Origin of the sequence: Cyclobacterium xiamenense (assembly GCF_900109255.1) — a bacterium.
Classification (GTDB): Bacteria; Bacteroidota; Bacteroidia; order Cytophagales; family Cyclobacteriaceae; genus Cyclobacterium; species Cyclobacterium xiamenense.
In genome coordinates, this window is the sequence record NZ_FNZH01000003.1 from 305,966 (window position 1) to 321,771 (window position 15,806).

14 protein-coding genes are annotated in these 15,806 nt (G+C 47.3%); 9 read left to right on the top strand and 5 right to left on the bottom strand.

Going from position 1 to position 15,806, the window contains the following annotated elements; all coding sequences use genetic code 11:
- Position 1: 1 nt before the first annotated feature.
- Positions 2 to 925 (bottom strand): AEC family transporter, encoded by a 924-nt coding sequence (locus BMW71_RS10820; protein ID WP_092173528.1) that lies wholly within the window; start codon positions 923 to 925, stop codon positions 2 to 4.
- Between the two features lie 61 nt (positions 926 to 986).
- On the bottom strand, positions 987 to 1,358 hold the full coding sequence (locus BMW71_RS10825) for a UDP-glucuronosyltransferase (protein ID WP_092173531.1): 372 nt from the start codon (positions 1,356 to 1,358) through the stop codon (positions 987 to 989).
- A 164-nt stretch (positions 1,359 to 1,522) separates the two neighbouring features.
- Here BMW71_RS10825 and BMW71_RS10830 point away from each other — a divergent pair, with 164 nt between their 5' ends.
- From BMW71_RS10830 to rpiB, 5 genes are all read left to right on the top strand, one after another.
- The gene (locus BMW71_RS10830; protein ID WP_092173534.1) at positions 1,523 to 1,882 is read left to right on the top strand and encodes a hypothetical protein; all 360 of its coding nucleotides are present in this window, start codon (positions 1,523 to 1,525) and stop codon (positions 1,880 to 1,882) included.
- An 89-nt stretch (positions 1,883 to 1,971) separates the two neighbouring features.
- Complete coding sequence (locus tag BMW71_RS10835; protein WP_092173536.1) at positions 1,972 to 4,239, top strand: TonB-dependent receptor; 2,268 nt, start codon at positions 1,972 to 1,974, stop codon at positions 4,237 to 4,239.
- Positions 4,240 to 4,451: 212 nt separating this feature from the next.
- A complete protein-coding gene (locus BMW71_RS10840; protein WP_092173539.1) occupies positions 4,452 to 5,720 on the top strand; it encodes a serine hydroxymethyltransferase in 1,269 nt (422 codons plus the stop codon).
- Positions 5,721 to 5,735: 15 nt separating this feature from the next.
- Positions 5,736 to 6,581: a twin-arginine translocase subunit TatC gene (tatC, locus tag BMW71_RS10845; RefSeq protein WP_092173541.1), complete on the top strand. Its 846-nt coding sequence runs from the start codon at positions 5,736 to 5,738 to the stop codon at positions 6,579 to 6,581.
- 10 nt (positions 6,582 to 6,591) lie between these two features.
- A complete protein-coding gene (gene rpiB, locus BMW71_RS10850) occupies positions 6,592 to 7,026 on the top strand; it encodes a ribose 5-phosphate isomerase B (protein ID WP_092173544.1) in 435 nt (144 codons plus the stop codon).
- Between the two features lie 47 nt (positions 7,027 to 7,073).
- Here the strand turns inward: rpiB and BMW71_RS10855 are convergent, their stop codons facing one another.
- Positions 7,074 to 8,435, bottom strand: coding sequence for a hypothetical protein (locus BMW71_RS10855; protein WP_092173547.1), 1,362 nt, complete (start codon positions 8,433 to 8,435; stop codon positions 7,074 to 7,076).
- A 121-nt stretch (positions 8,436 to 8,556) separates the two neighbouring features.
- Between BMW71_RS10855 and rbfA the strand changes: the two genes are divergently transcribed.
- From rbfA to purU, 4 genes are all read left to right on the top strand, one after another.
- A complete protein-coding gene (gene rbfA, locus BMW71_RS10860; RefSeq protein ID WP_092173549.1) occupies positions 8,557 to 8,940 on the top strand; it encodes a 30S ribosome-binding factor RbfA in 384 nt (127 codons plus the stop codon).
- A gap of 11 nt (positions 8,941 to 8,951) precedes the next feature.
- On the top strand, positions 8,952 to 10,175 hold the full coding sequence (locus tag BMW71_RS10865) for an FtsX-like permease family protein (protein WP_092173552.1): 1,224 nt from the start codon (positions 8,952 to 8,954) through the stop codon (positions 10,173 to 10,175).
- 109 nt (positions 10,176 to 10,284) lie between these two features.
- A complete protein-coding gene (locus tag BMW71_RS10870; RefSeq protein ID WP_092173554.1) occupies positions 10,285 to 13,221 on the top strand; it encodes a DEAD/DEAH box helicase in 2,937 nt (978 codons plus the stop codon).
- 44 nt (positions 13,222 to 13,265) lie between these two features.
- Positions 13,266 to 14,120, top strand: coding sequence for a formyltetrahydrofolate deformylase (gene purU, locus BMW71_RS10875; protein WP_092173557.1), 855 nt, complete (start codon positions 13,266 to 13,268; stop codon positions 14,118 to 14,120).
- 42 nt (positions 14,121 to 14,162) lie between these two features.
- Here purU and BMW71_RS10880 read toward each other — a convergent pair whose 3' ends face one another.
- Together BMW71_RS10880 and alr are read right to left on the bottom strand one after the other, a co-directional pair.
- Positions 14,163 to 14,567, bottom strand: coding sequence for an META domain-containing protein (locus tag BMW71_RS10880; RefSeq protein WP_092173559.1), 405 nt, complete (start codon positions 14,565 to 14,567; stop codon positions 14,163 to 14,165).
- An 81-nt stretch (positions 14,568 to 14,648) separates the two neighbouring features.
- Positions 14,649 to 15,803, bottom strand: coding sequence for an alanine racemase (gene alr, locus BMW71_RS10885; RefSeq protein WP_092173562.1), 1,155 nt, complete (start codon positions 15,801 to 15,803; stop codon positions 14,649 to 14,651).
- Positions 15,804 to 15,806: the final 3 nt, after the last annotated feature.

Sequence of the window (15,806 nt, forward strand, 5' to 3'; positions counted from 1 at the left end):
ACTACCGGAAGTACTCCAATAGGTAATACCAGCCCGTTAAAGTCAGGAACGACAGGGGGATGCCAATGCCCACCAACAGGGAAGCCAGTTTCGGTCGAAGGTTGTAATTGGTAGCGATGATGGAAGAGGTGATCATGGGAGCCATTGCGGCTTCCATTACGCTTACCTTGAATATCAGGTTTTGTTCTCCCTCCGGTCGCAATAGCCAAAAATACACCAAGAAAATTACGGTCGGTACCAGCAGCAGTTTGTGAATCAGCCCGTACCAGAGGAAATTATCCTTGATATCGTTGAGTTTTATCTTGATTTGCAAACCCACCGCGATCAGTGCAATGGGCGTTAGCGTGGCAGCAAAACTTTCGAGAATTTCCTGCACCACCCCGCGTATCTCTACTTGAAAAACGTTCAACAACAAGGCCATCAGAAAAAATAGAAACGGGGGAAAGACCAGCATTCGTTTAGAGATGTCTCGTTTCCGCATTTTTTCGACACCGTACAGGGAAGCAACTATAATCGCCAGGCTACTGACTACTAAAAACGAACCGGGCTGATCTACCAATACGGCGATTTTTAGGCCTTCGGCACCGTAGATTGCTTCGATGATCGGATAGCCGACGAAACCGGTATTGGAGAGTCCGCCGCAAATAATCAGACAGCCAATGGTATTTCTTTTCCAGCCGAGTTTTTTTCCCAGATAGCCGAACAGCACCCAGCTGAGCGAAAAGATGATCCACGCCACAGAAATCGGCAATAGCAGGGAAGGGCTTAGTTCCAACTTGGAAATATACAGCAAGGAAACAGCCGGTAACACTACGTAGATGAGGTAGGCGTTCAGTGCTTTTGGAGCGTCGGTCGGAAATTCCTTAATTCTCTGGAGGAATACGCCAACCAGTATGGAACTAAGGACAAGCAGTATGTTTGACATGGGATAGACTTGCGGGCAAAACTACGTAATTTCTCAGAAATAGCAGGTAAAAAGCGATCGATTACCTGTATCCGAAGTGAACCCGTTTTTGGGCAAAATAGTCTTTTAGTTGCGGATAAAGTTCGCTTTCGGCGATTGGAATACCAGCCAGCGTTTGGTTGATGTTTCCGATTTCTGCTTCCGGATCTACTTCCAGCGACTCGATCAATAAGATCAACTCCTGAAGGTTCAGGGGTCTTTTGGAAACTTCCGGCTTGGATTGGTATTCGTTGCCATAAAAGTCCACGATTTCAAAAAATAATTCGCCATCCAAAGCGGTAGCGAAAATACATATTTCCTCTCCCCATTGGCTTTCGGGATAGGTGAGCTTTACGAGCAGCGCGCTCGCTCCTGTTCCATTGAAATAGGTCGCGGGTCTGTAATCGAAATCCATCTCACACAAATATAAGCGATTAAACTTCCAAATAGAAATCCGAACTCCTTAGGTGCTTATTGTTAGACAAGACTAAAATAAAAATAAGACTTATCTTTTGTTTCCATTGCTGCCTTGCCAATTAATGCGTAAGTTTGTTGTTCATTGACTGCTGAATTTTGAGATTGATTCGAAAAATAGTGCCGAATGTTACGTATGGATTGCTGCTTGTACTCGGTATGATGCAGGTCAATAACGTGATCTTTTACCACGAGCACGTGCTGGAGTCGGGGGAAATAATCCGTCACGCCCATCCCTTTCTTTCCGAAGAGGACGAGCAAAACCGGGAGCATTCCGAAAATGAGATCTTACTGTTGGACATGCTGACGCATGTGCAGTTTTTTTTGCCTGACCGATTGGGTTTTGTCTATGAAGCTACTCACGTGTACGATGTCCCCCGGCCGCTTTTGCCCTTGGAGCATCCCGGTGTTCAGTTCCGGGAAACCCTGTCCTTGAGGGGGCCCCCGGCCATTCGCTACCACTGACCTCTTTTTCCAAACGTTTGTGGAAACAGGGGAGTTTTTCTTTGGCCTACCGGCACTGGTCGTGGCTTTTTTCATTTAATCCAATCGCTATGAATTACCTAATTACCCTGGGAATTTTCCTCCTGCCCTTAGTCCCGGCTGCCTGGGCACAAACCCATGCACTGTCAGGAACCTTGCGCGACGGGGATACTTCCGAGGCGCTCATTGGCGTCACGGTTTTTGTGCCAGAGCTTGGGAGAGGCGCCATCTCTAATGCAGCGGGTCTTTACCGGATCGATGGGCTGCCATCCCGAAACCTTACCATCCAGTTTTCCTATGTGGGATATGCCACTGCCCTGAAAAAAGTCAATGCTGCCAACCAATCCACGCTGGACGTTCAGCTCGAATCGGCGACTGCCTCTGTGGACGAGGTCGTGGTTTCTGCCGGCTACATTATGAGTAGGGAACGTTCCCCCATTTCTATCGAAAAAATTAACAAGCAATCCCTTCTCCGAAATCCCTACCCCAGTTTGATGACCGGGTTAGCAAAAACACCCGGGGTGAGCGAGGTTTCCCTGGGGCCGGGTATCAGCAAGCCCGTGATTCGGGGCCTATCGTTCAGCAGGGTTTTGTCCGTTTACCAGGGGGCGCGGTTTGAAAACCAACAATGGGGGGCAGATCACGGGCTTGGCCTTACCGAAACGGGCCTTTCGGGTGTTGAAATCATTAAGGGCCCTGCGTCCATTATTTACGGCTCTGGAGCCATGGCAGGGGTGGTAAATTTGATCGAAGCGCCCGATGCAGCCGCCGGAGAAGTGACCGGCGACGTGCAGGCCCGCGTGTACAGCAACTCCCTCGGCCGGCGAATGGAGGCCGGGATCAAAGGAGCGTCGGAGGATGGTTTTCTCTGGTCCCTGAGGGGAGCCTCCGAATCCCATGCGGACTACCAGGACGGATCGGGTGCCACCATTGGAAACACCCGCTTCCAAACGCAAGGCATCAAAGCGGGGGTGGGCCTTAGAAAAAACTGGGGGGACACCCGAATCCGGTATACCTACCTGAAGCAAAAGCTGGGGATTTTGGATGAGAATAATCAGGAGGCACTGGTAACCACGCGAAATGACCGAGCCCTTCAGTTGCCATTTCAAGACGTTTCGGACCATTTTTTAAACTCAGAGACCAATGTTTTTCTGGGAGAAGACAAACTAAAAGCCACGTTTGGCTACCATTGGAATTTTCGGGAGGAAACAGAGGATGATTTTGCCCGGGTAGACCTGGGCTTACGGCAACGCAATTTCATGTACGACATCAAGTACTACAAATCCCTTGGCCCGAAGATCGAAGCGATCGTAGGGGTTCAGGGTTTTTTGCTGCGTACGGTGAATTACGTAGATGCGGCGGAGATATTAATTCCGGATGCCGTGAAAGACGACCGATCGCTGTACGCCTTGCTGAATTATTCCGATCCGCACTGGGTCGTGCAGGGGGGGCTCCGGTACGATTACCGCAAGGTGACAGCCGACGCCAGTGCACCAAATTTTCTAAACTACGGTTTTGAACTTCCCGGTTCGCCGGCCGATCGGAAACTTAGCAGGTCGTTTGATGGAATCACCGGCAGTGCGGGAGCTACGTTTCGCCCCACGGAGTCCTGGCGTTTCCGCTTGAATGTGGCCTCTGGTTTCAGGGCGCCGGATTTGGCCGAATTGTATTCCAACGGTCCGCATCCGGGCACGGCCCGGTTTGAGCAAGGAAGCGCTGATTTCGTCCGCGAGCAAAACATTCAGTCGGATTTCGGGATACGGTACCAGGTTGCCGATTTTTCCGTTTCCGCGGAGGTCTTTTACAACCGGGTAAACAACTACATTTATTTTGCCCCCTCAGACGAACGAAGAGGCGACCTGACTGTCTGGAAATTTGAGCAGGACAATGCGGGACTCTACGGAGGAGAGGTAATGCTTGCTATTCATCCGTCGGCCCTACCAGGGCTTTCCGGGACTACCTCGTATAGCCTGGTGATTGGGAAGCGCAGATCGGACCAAACCTATTTGCCGTACATTCCGGCCTTTCGATGGAATCAAGACCTTGGATTTACGTTCGGTGACTACGGGAGTTTCAAGCAGCCCTATGTAAACGTGACAGGGAGTCTGGTATTGGATCAAAACCGACCGGCTCCCCTGGAGGAATCCACGCCCGGGTATTATATTTTGGGTCTGCATGCCGGGATTAGTTTGAACCTCTGGCAACAGGAATTGGATGTATCCCTGGCAGCAAACAATATCCTCGATACCTACTTTCTGGACCACATGTCCCTATACCGTCCATTCGGTGTGGCGCAAACAGGTAGAAACATCTCCCTAAACCTGCAATTCAGGTTTTGAGCATCCAGGATTGGTTCAATAAGGTAGCCAGCAGGGTCCCGAACCAGGAATAATATTTCTTATACGATTGCCCAATCAATTTGAACAGACAATTGGATTATACGCAGTTTAGGAGTAATTTTGGCATTCGAATTTGAAATCAAACGGATTGCAACTTCCCCGTTTTCCTTCGATGGATAAGGGAAGCAAGGCAAAAATGACAGGCTTACTACATGAAACGAGATCAATTGATATTTGACCTGATTGGCAGGGAAGAGGACCGGCAAAAAAGAGGAATAGAACTGATTGCTTCAGAAAACTTTACCAGCAAACAAGTCATGGAGGCTGCTGGTAGCGTACTTACGAATAAATACGCCGAAGGATTGCCAAAGAAAAGGTATTATGGTGGATGTGAAATCGTAGACGACATTGAGCAAATTGCCATAGACCGGGCCAAAGAGTTATTTGGTGCTTCCTGGGCCAATGTACAACCCCATTCCGGGGCACAGGCCAACGCCGCTGTTTTTCTGGCTTGTCTGAATGCCGGTGACGCTATCCTTGGGTTTGATTTATCCCATGGTGGACATTTGACCCATGGCTCTCCTGTCAACTTTTCCGGCAAGTTATACGACCCCCATTTTTACGGGGTGGAGGAAGCTACCGGAGTCATTGATTACGACAAGGTAGAAGAAAAAGCCCTCGCTGTAAAACCCAAGTTGCTCATTTGCGGCGCTTCTGCTTACAGCAGGGACTGGGATTACGAACGGCTACGCAACATCGCCGATCAGGTGGGGGCGATTTTGCTGGCGGACATTTCCCATCCCTCGGGATTGATCGCACGTGGTTTGCTAAACGATCCGCTTGAGTTTTGTCACGTAGTGACGACCACCACCCACAAGACATTGAGAGGCCCCCGAGGAGGGCTGATCTTGATGCGGGAGGATTTTGATAACCCCTTTGGGATAAAAAATCCGAAAGGTGAATTGCGCAAGATGTCTGCCCTGCTTGATTCAGGTGTATTTCCAGGTACACAGGGCGGACCACTGGAACACATTATCGCAGCGAAGGCCATCGCTTTTCAGGAAGCACTTTCCGATGAATACATGGACTACGTGGTGCAGGTGAAGAAAAATGCGGCGGTAATGGCCGATGCCTTCGTCAAAAAGGGATACCAATTGATATCCGGTGGTACCGACAACCACCTCATGCTGATCGATTTACGAAATAAAGAGCTGACTGGTAAGATTGCGGAGGAAACCCTGGGGAAAGTAGACATCACCATCAATAAAAACATGGTTCCTTTTGATACCAAGTCGCCCTTCGTAACTTCCGGCATGCGTATCGGCACGGCAGCGGTTACGACCCGGGGACTGAAGGAAGCAGATATGGTTCGAATTGTGGACTTGATCGACCGTTCCCTGATACACCACGGAGACGAAAGTCAATTGGAATCGATCAAGGTAGAAGTAAACGAGTGGATGGTTCAATTTCCCTTATACTAAAAAATAGAAACGTACGTGGCACTGGATCAATACAACGAAGAAGAGGAAGAAGAGAACGGCATGTCCTTTCTGGACCATTTGGAGCAACTGCGATGGCATTTGCTGCGATCAATATCTGCCATTTTGGTTTTTATGGTTCTGGCCTTTCTTTCGAAGAGCTTTGTTTTCGGGCAGGTGATATTAGGCCCGTCCAAAATTGACTTCATCACGTACCGCGTACTGTGCCAGTTGTCGGATTTTTTCTCATTGCCGGCGCTGTGCATCGAGCAGCTCCCGTTTATCATTCAGAGCAGACAGATGACCGGGCAGTTTTCCATGCACATTACCTCTAGTTTGGTCGTTGGTTTGATCGCTTCCTTCCCCTACGTATTTTGGGAGGTATGGCGATTTATCAGCCCCGGATTGTACGACAAGGAAAAGAATGCAGCCCGTGGAGCCGTGTTTTTCGTGAGTTTGCTGTTTTTTATGGGGGCTAGTTTTGGGTATTTTATCCTTTCTCCTTTGTCGATCAACTTCCTGTCTAACTATCAGTTAGACCCCTCCATTGCCAACGAATTTGACATAACTTCGTATGTTTCTACCTTGTCCATGTTGGTGCTTGCATCGGCGGTGATGTTTCAATTGCCCATCGTGATTTATTTTCTAACCCAGGCGGGTTTGGTATCTTCCTTGATGCTAAAGACGTACCGAAGGCATGCTATCGTGGTGATCCTGGTCTTGTCTGCGCTGATTACTCCTCCGGATGTAATCAGCCAAATTCTGATAGCAATGCCTATTTTGGTATTGTATGAGGCCGGAATCATCATCGCCAAGCGGCTGGAGAAAAAGCGGAGGGAAGATGAATTGGAAAACGGGTTTTAAACCATTAGACATGTCTGAGAAAATTGCCATCGGCGGCGATCATGCCGGTTTTGCCTACAAGCAGCAGCTGATCGACCGGCTAGAAAAAAAAGGCTACGAAGTCAAGGACTTTGGTCCCTATACCGATGCATCGGTAGATTATCCGGATTACGTGCACCCTTTGTGCGAAGCGGTGGAATCGGGTGAATTTCGCCTGGGGGTAATCCTCTGCGGAAGCGGAAACGGAGTGGCGATCACGGCTAATAAGCACCAAGCCATTCGGGCTGCTATTTGCTGGAATGAGGAGCTGGCGGAGTTGGCTCGGCAGCACAACGACGCCAACCTAATCTCTATCCCTTCCCGGTTTGTTTCTTTCGAGCTTACCGAAAAAATGGTGTTGCGGTTTCTTACTACCGAATTTGAAGGAGGAAGGCATGCCAGACGCGTCAATAAGATACCCTGCTAATCGGTGATTGAGTAAAGGCCTGGCTTTCGCAATCAAACGCTTTCGTTTTATTCGGTTCTTTGGAGCAGCTGTCCATTTCTGCGGTAAAGCTGATCCAAAGCAGGAATACCGCTTGCCCACGAAGCATAGGTTGTGTCCACATCGATGATAAGGTCGGGGGAGGCTTTCCGTAGGTCGTTATAAAACTTCATTTTCCTGTCCATTGGATCCATTTCTTCAAAATACTGTCTGGTTAGCCGGAAATTCAGATAAGGATTGCCCAGTCCGGTTCTGGAGTAGCGGTCCAGATTTTCTCCCAGTACCATGACTTTTATATCCCCATCTGTTTGGGTAGTTTCCATTGACCTAGCCGCATAACTGTCAAACGCGGGGGTATGGCTTTGGTAGAATACCCAACCATAGCCGATCAGCGGTATTAGTAAGAGGTACCCGTAGGTCATGCCTTGCTGGGTGCTTCTTTTCTTACCGAGGCTGAGCAAGTGGGAGATAAAATAGACCAGCGGGGGGATAAGCATGACAAATTGGAACGGACTTACCCGATCGAGAAGAAAAAACGACCCCAGGTTTACCAATAAAAATACCAACATCAACTGATTTTGCTTTTGTTGGGTCACATTCATGCGGTGCTGCAGGCTATTATTGATATAACCGATAAGGGCGAGAAACAAGGGTAGGGAAAAAATCACCAAGAGCCAGTTGGTGTTGACGTGGTAAACAGGGGGCACCTTAAATCCCAGCAGCAGGTACAATTCAATGAATTCGCTTAGGCCATCCCGTAGAAAATAGTAGACCATACAAAGGCTCATTGGAAGCAAGTAGGCGGTAAGCAGCAGGCACAACTGCTGAAAGGAAATCCCAATGATAAACAAGCCTGTTAGTAGTAGGAAAGGGAGAAAGACCAGGTAAGGGAAATGAAAACAAAACGCCACGCCGCCCCAAAACCCCATCAACAGAACGGAAGGTACCGGATTGGCATTGATGGTCGTTTGGCTCAGTAAATGTCCCATTGCCAGCATTAGGAAAAGGCTGCCCATCAATGCCGGAGAAAGCGTCATGAAATCGAAGGATAGTTGAAAGGTGATGGCCATGATCAAGGCGGGCAGGTAGTTATTCTCCTCGTAGGCGTTGATTTTGATAAAAAGTTCGTTGGTAAAATAGATTTGGGAGATTAGTAGAACAAAAGCAATAATCCGAAACGAAAGCAGGGAATTGCCTGTCAGCAGTTCATTGAACCAATAAATTACCACTGAAAACGGCCCCGTACCGTCCAGCGTATCAACGTAGGGCAGGTTTCCTGCCGCCGTTCGCTCGCCCAGCATTTGCCAAAGCAATTCCGGTTGGGTAAGGGGAATGTCGATAAACGAATACGGAATCCGGAAAAGCAACAGTAGGAAAATGATTCCAACCATTCGCAATGGGTCGTTAATTTTGAAAAATTCAAGCAAGGCTTATATTTGTTTAAAACTCAATTTACGAAATTAAAGGTTACCCGTATATTTCACTAAATTTGTTACGAATAAAAACGGCAGCATGGAAACGAAGCGACAACAAAAATATTCGAAATTAATCCAAAAGGAGCTGGGAGAAATTTTTCAGCGGGAGGGGAAGCCGTTGGTAGGCAAAGCCATGGTGACCGTAGTTCGGGTACTGATGAGTCCGGACTTGGGTGTGGCGAAGGTAAATTTGAGTTTTTTACTGGCCGATAACCAGGCGTTATTTAAGCGGATAAATGAAAATAAGGGTCAGCTACGGAAATTCCTGGGCAACCGCATCGGGAAGTCGGTACGGGTGATTCCCGAATTGGTCTTTTACCTGGATGAGTCCGCTGCTTACGCCCAACACATGGACGAGGTGATTTCCAAACTGGAGATTCCGGACCCGTCGGATGAAACGGAAGACGAAGAAGAAAACTAACCAATGCACACTTGAACCTCTCCTATTTCATAGCGGCAAGGTACTTTAAGAGTAAAGCCAAAAAAAATTTCATCACGGTCCTGTCGAGGATTTCGATGATCGGTGTGGCCGTCGGAACCATGGCTCTGGTGGTCGTATTGTCCGTATTTAATGGATTGGAAGATCTGATAAAGGGGCTATATGCGTCCTTTGATGCGGATTTGAAGGTGATGCCGGTTATGGGGAAGTCGTTTGAAGTGGACGGGGACTTTCTCGCTTCCATAGAAAATAGCGAGGGAGTGGCCATTCTAACAGAGGTGATTGAGGACAATGCCCTGGTTCGCTACGGGGATCATCAGGTAGTGGCTACGTTAAAAGGTGTTTCGGATAATTTTCTGGGACAAAACCGCTTTGAAAAAGGGCGCCTTACGGGAGAAATGAGCTTGGGGGAGGAGGGTAGGCCCGAGGCCATTCTCGGTAGGGGCTTGTCGTATTTTCTTCTGTTTGATCTGGACGATGAATTTGAATTGATGCAGGTTTTTTATCCCAAAGAGCCCCGGGCGGGTAGCATTGATCCCTCTAGTATGTACAATCGCGAAGTGATCCGTCCCGCAGGGATATTTAGTATCGAAAAACAATATGACGACGAATACCTCATTGTCCCCTTGGATTTTGCCGCCCGCTTATTGGAGTACGGCGAACGGCGAACCGCGTTGGAAATCAAGGTAGCGGAAGGTTATTCCATTCAGGCGGTGAAGGACAATTTACGGCAATTACTGGGCGAAGATTTTTCGGTAAAAGACAGTGACGAGCAACATGCAAGCTTACTGATGACCATCCGGCTGGAAAAACTATTCGTTTTCCTTACCCTAACCTTTATTTTAGCAGTAGCGTCGTTCAATATATTTTTTTCACTGAGCATGCTCGCCATAGAAAAAAAGAAAGACATCGCGGTTTTGCTATCCATGGGGGGAACGCGTCGGTTTATCCGAGCCATTTTTTTGAAGGAAGGGGCCATTATCGCCTTTTCGGGGGCAGTTGCAGGTTTGTTGCTTGGTTTCTTGATTTGCTGGATTCAGGATAGGTTCGGTTTGGTTTCACTGGGTGTTACCTCCTCCATTGTGGATGCCTACCCGGTAAAGATGCAATGGACGGACTTTTTGTATACCAGTCTGAGTGTGATCATCATTACCCTGTTGGCATCTTACCGGCCGGCCTTGATTGCCTCGAAGGTTTCTACCACCCGACATTTATAGCCGATAAAAGGGATGATCTCTTTAAATTTTTTAAATATTTCTGTAATTTGCAAACTGCCAAATCTAAAAAACACAGCAATACGTTCCTTTTTGTTCAAAAACACCTGCAATGAAAGTAGCTTCCGAAAAGCCGTTTGAAATCGTATATTCTCTTTTTAGTCATGAGTTTCTTGGTATTCTTTTTGAGTCTTTTGCGGTACAGCTGGACGAAAAAGGGAGGTTGTCTTTTGCGTATCAGAATATTTCCTACAAGAATGCGCGTGAATTTGAGGGAGGCATCGATGACACCGACCTGGAGCTGATACGCCTGATGGACAGCATGCAGCAGGAAGCGATCATAAAAAAGTTTAATGTAAAAAATAACAAGCCCAAAGAATTTTTACGGAAGGTATTCGAGGAAGGGCAGCAAACGCAGGCCAATAAGGAAATACAAAAGCTAATCGAGGATAGGCTGGAAATTACCCGGGCAAAAATTTTGGAAAAAATCAAACACAAGCGCTTGTTTGAAATGGGAAACGATGGAAATCCGGTATGGAAGGAAATCGAAATCATGCCCGAGAAAGCATCTGTGCTTTTTCATTTCCGGAGAAACGAAGAAAACACGCATTATTTCCCAACCATCAAGTATAAAAGCGAAAAACTGGAATGGCAGTACAAAGGAAGCTATCTTATTTGCCACCAACCGGCCTGGCTGGTGGTCGATTCTCGACTTTTTAGCTTCGAAAAGGATGTGGATGGGAAAAAGCTGCTTCCTTTTTTGAATAAAAAGTTTATCGTTATTCCCAAAAAAGTTGAGGAATCCTATTACCAAAAGTTTGTGACCCAGTTGCTGGCTTCCTTTGATGTGTTTGCGAAAGGCTTCGAAATCAAAGTAGAGCGATCCGATCCCCAACCGATCTTGTTTTTAGGCGATTTGCCGGGTAACCCTACCGTGGATATGTTTGGAAAAAACACCGGTATCGAAGAAGAAGAGAAAATGGTATTTGATCTTCGATTTACGTACGGAGACTATACCTTTAGAGCAGATCAGGCCAAACCTACCAATGTGGAATTGGAAAAAAACGGAGATGATTATACCTTTCATAAGGTAGTGCGGGATCTGGACCGAGAAACCTACTATGGAGATTTCCTAAAGTCGAAAGGGTTGCCGGTAAGGAATGGCCGGTTTTCCATGTCCAAGCGGGAAGCCTACGACTGGATCATTAACCATCGACCGGGTTTGGACGAGTTGGGCATAAAAATTCACCAGACTTCTCAGGATAAAGGCAAGAAGTATTTCATTGGTTCGGCCAAGATCAATGTGAAAATCCACGAAAAAATCGATTGGTTCGATGTAGAAGCTACCGTTACGTTTGGAGAGTACGAAATATCCTTCCTGAAATTCAGGAAATTACTCATGAAAGGTAAAACGGAAATCCAACTTCCAAATGACGAGGTGGCCATTATTCCAAAATCCTGGTTTGTGAATTATGGAGAGATTTTTTCGTTTATGGAAGAGAAGGAGGCCGAACAGGGCAACTTCAAATTAAAGAAGCATCACATTGCATTGGCGCAAGAACTCGAGAAAGGGAATCTAATCAAACTGTCTTTGAGTGAGCGGCTGAAAAAATTGAAAGATTTTTCTTCCATTGACGATTACGCCTTGTCCCATTACTTCAAAGGTACACTTCGTCCGTATCAGAAGGCGGGTTATAATTGGATGCGGTTTCTCAACGAGTACAATTTTGGTGGATGCCTGGCTGACGATATGGGCCTGGGAAAAACCGTGCAAACCCTGGCATTGCTGGCCATGGAAAAGGAACGTTCGGAGGGAACTACTTCGCTGCTCGTCATGCCCACCTCCCTGATATACAACTGGGAGCTGGAGGCCAAAAAATTCACTCCTAAACTGCGAATACTAATTTATACTGGGACACAGCGCATCAAGGACTGCAGCCAGTTTGGGCGGTACGATCTGGTGCTGACCTCGTACGGCATCGCCCGATTGGATATCGAAATTTTAAAGGAGTTTTATTTTAACTATATCATTCTGGACGAATCTCAGGCGATCAAAAACCCCGATAGCATCATTTCCAAAGCAGTGATCCAACTAAAGAGCAATCATAAACTGATTTTGACAGGTACTCCGGTTGAAAACGGTACCATGGACCTGTGGTCGCAGATGAACTTTATCAATCGGGGCCTGTTGGGTGGGCAAACAGCGTTTAAGAAACAGTTTTTGATGCCCATCGAAAAAAAGAACGACACCGACAAAATTGGAAAGCTCAACGCGATGATCAAGCCTTTTATCCTTAGGAGGCTAAAATCTCAAGTGGCCACCGACCTTCCGGAAAAAGTGGTCAATGTACAATACTCTACCATGACCTCGGAACAGGAAAGCGCCTACGAGGATGTCAAGGCCTATTACCGGGACAAGATCATTGATGAGTTATCTATTCCCGGAGTTTCCAAGAAATCGCTCACCTTACTGAGAGGGTTGACTCAGCTCCGCCAACTGGCAAATCATCCAAAAATGGTGGACGAGGGATACACCGGCGACTCAGGTAAACTGGAAGACGTGACCTATATGGTAAAATCCACGGTAAGTGAAGGGCATAAAGTATTGATTTTTAGTCAATTTGTCAGGCATCTGGCGATTGTCAAAGAATTCTTATGCCAGGAACAAATCCCCTTTGCCTATTTGGATGGCGCAACGAAAGACCGGCAGGCACAAGTAACCCGCTTCCAGGAAGATCCCAACATACAGGTATTCCTGATTTCGCTCAAAGCTGGTGGAGTGGGCCTAAATCTGACCAAAGCGGAATACGTGTTTTTGTTGGACCCCTGGTGGAATCCTGCCGTAGAGTCGCAGGCCATTGACCGAGCTCATCGCATCGGTCAACAAAATAAAGTAATCATTTATAAGTTCATTACCCGAAATACGGTTGAGGAAAAGATCATGGCGCTTCAGGAACGAAAAATGGCGCTTGCGGGCGAATTGATCAGTACCGAGGAGAGTTTTATCAAAAGCCTTAGCCAGGAAGATATTTCCGCATTGCTTGCTTAACCTTTTTCCCTACAGCATCTGCCGATAACTCAATAACCTATCCCATGCATACTGCCATACTCATCATCCAATGCAAAGACAACAAAGGCATTGTCGCCGCCGTTTCCCGGTTTTTGTTCGAAAATAATGGAAATATTTTGGCCATTGATCAATACATAGACGAGGAGATCGGGGATTTTTTCATGCGAGCAGAGTGGGAACTTGATACCTTTGGAATTGCCAAAGACCAAATTCACGAACAATTTGGCAGTCAGGTAGCGGCGGTTTTTGACATGAACTATACCTTGTCATTTAATTTCCCAAAGCCAAAAATGGCGCTGTTCGTTTCAAAATTGTCACACTGTTTGTTTGACATACTCAGCCGGTATTATTCCGGGCAGTTTCAGGTGGATATCCCCCTGGTTATTTCCAATCACCCGGACCTTGAGCCGGTGGTCAAGGCCTTTGGGATTCCTTTCTATCACCTGCCGGTAACGAAGGCAAACAAAGCGAGCCAGGAAGCAGAACAGATTCGCTTGCTTCAGGCGCATGGTGTCGATTTTGTAGTGCTAGCCCGGTACATGCAGATTTTGTCCCCTGTTTTTATCTCCCATTTTCCAAACAGCATCATCAATATCCACCATTCGTTTTTACCGGCCTTTGTCGGCGCAAAACCCTACCACGCTGCCTACAAAAGAGGGGTGAAAATAATTGGTGCAACAGCCCATTACGTGACGGAAGAACTGGACGCAGGGCCCATCATCGAGCAGGATGTGGCGCGCGTAAGGCACCACAATACCGTCGATGAGCTGGTGCAAATCGGGCAGGACGTCGAAAAAGTAGTGCTTTCCAGGGCCATCAAATACCACCTGGCCCAAAAAATTAAGGTAGTGGGCAACCGCACCATTATTTTTAGCTGAGCCGGATGCTTTTTTGACGAAAGTCCGGTCTCTTCATTCGACCTAATTTTTTTCCATTTCTACCAGGATGTTTCCGCCATCGTCGTAAAGTACCAATGTTCCGGCACGGTAGGTATAGCTGGTACTGGATTCCAGATTGGAAAGGAACCGTTTTTCCAGGTTGATGTCGTCGCAGGAATCGGTGTCCGCATACAGCGTCGAAAACTTAATTTGCTCCCGGTTATAGGTGGCAGCCCCCCGGTAGTCGTTGCACCCGGCAAATCCGCCAATTGCCTGTTCCTCCTTAAATTCGAGCGAAAGATCGGCTAATTTCTCCTTTGCGGCCGAAGATCCCGCCAAATCCGTTACGAACCAATCGTGATCCGATAGCTCCACGGGTTCGGGATTGCAGGCAACCAAACCGATGGCCAGGAAACCTGTAAGAACTGTTGTGAATAAGAATTTCATAGAATCGTTTTTACGTTTGAAATATCGGATACCAGGATGTGCCTGGTAAGTAAGTCAAGCAAATACCATTCTAAAAACCGATTAGGAGATAATTTTTCTGGGAATATCGTGGGGCAACCGGGTCAATAGCTCGTAATTGACCTGTTGGGTGGATTCCCCAAAGGAGGCAACCGTGATCTCATTTCTTTTTTGGCGGCCGATGATCACCACCTCATCCCCCTTACGGGCCTTTTGGAGATCGGTGATATCGATGGATATGGCATTCATCGTGACGGTCCCTACTACCGGAAGGATTTTCCCATGAATCAGCACTTTTCCCAAATTGCTCAGGTTCCGGCTGAATCCATGGCAGTACCCGATGGGTACCAGCGCAATGGTCATGTTGCGGGACGCCATGTAGCTGTTGCCATAGCCCACAAAATCACCAATTTTCACCTTTTTGACACTCATCACCTGGCTTTTCCAACTGATCAATCGTTTCAAAGGATTTTTCATGTTCGGAGCCAGCTGTTTAAATTTAAACATGTAGGTTTCCTGACTGGGCCAGAAGCCGTACTGAGCGATTCCGATGCGTACCATATCCATGATGGTCTCGGGGTAGCTCAGGGAAGCGGCCGAGCAGGCAGTGTGGTATTTATCAAAATACAAGCCCTTTTCCTGAAACCATTGTTTGAATTCCAGGTAGGTTTTAATCTGATTTTGAATACGAACGTAATTGCCGACACTTTCCGCTCCGGCGTAATGGGTGCAAAGACCGCACAACTGTAGGTTTTCCCGGTTTGAAAGCAGTACTTCCGCCAGGGCGGTTCGTTCCTCCCATTCAAAACCCGTCCGATGAAACCCGGTTTCGACTTCTACATGGATTTTTGCCTTTTTCCCGAGAGTTTTGCTGGTTTCGATGGCGCATCTCAATCGGTCTAGCTCAAATACATAGAAGCTGATTTCGTGCTGGATCAGGTAGGGGATACTCTCGTTGTCCACCATTCCCATGATCATGATTTCACTGTTTTTTGTGGAGGAAGCTTCCACCCGGATGGCCTCATCGGTGCTGAACGTGCTGAAGTGCCGAATTCCAGCGCTTTCTGCTATTTTCACGGTGTTTTCTATCCCGTGGCCGTAGGCATTTCCTTTGACGACCGAAGAGATGGTGACGTGCGACCCTACCTGACTTCGAATAAATTTGAGGTTATTTTTGTAAGCGCTCTTGCTCAGTTCGATGTAGGAGGTGTGAACCATAAA

Coding starts and splice junctions, on each gene's coding strand:
- BMW71_RS10820 (WP_092173528.1), bottom strand. CDS start 925: ATGTCAAACATACTGCTTGTCCTTAGTTCCATACTGGTTGGCGTATTC.
- BMW71_RS10825 (WP_092173531.1), bottom strand. CDS start 1,358: ATGGATTTCGATTACAGACCCGCGACCTATTTCAATGGAACAGGAGCG.
- BMW71_RS10835 (WP_092173536.1), top strand. CDS start 1,972: ATGAATTACCTAATTACCCTGGGAATTTTCCTCCTGCCCTTAGTCCCG.
- BMW71_RS10840 (WP_092173539.1), top strand. CDS start 4,452: ATGAAACGAGATCAATTGATATTTGACCTGATTGGCAGGGAAGAGGAC.
- rpiB (WP_092173544.1), top strand. CDS start 6,592: ATGTCTGAGAAAATTGCCATCGGCGGCGATCATGCCGGTTTTGCCTAC.
- BMW71_RS10855 (WP_092173547.1), bottom strand. CDS start 8,435: ATGGTTGGAATCATTTTCCTACTGTTGCTTTTCCGGATTCCGTATTCG.
- rbfA (WP_092173549.1), top strand. CDS start 8,557: ATGGAAACGAAGCGACAACAAAAATATTCGAAATTAATCCAAAAGGAG.
- BMW71_RS10870 (WP_092173554.1), top strand. CDS start 10,285: ATGAAAGTAGCTTCCGAAAAGCCGTTTGAAATCGTATATTCTCTTTTT.
- purU (WP_092173557.1), top strand. CDS start 13,266: ATGCATACTGCCATACTCATCATCCAATGCAAAGACAACAAAGGCATT.
- BMW71_RS10880 (WP_092173559.1), bottom strand. CDS start 14,567: ATGAAATTCTTATTCACAACAGTTCTTACAGGTTTCCTGGCCATCGGT.
- alr (WP_092173562.1), bottom strand. CDS start 15,803: ATGGTTCACACCTCCTACATCGAACTGAGCAAGAGCGCTTACAAAAAT.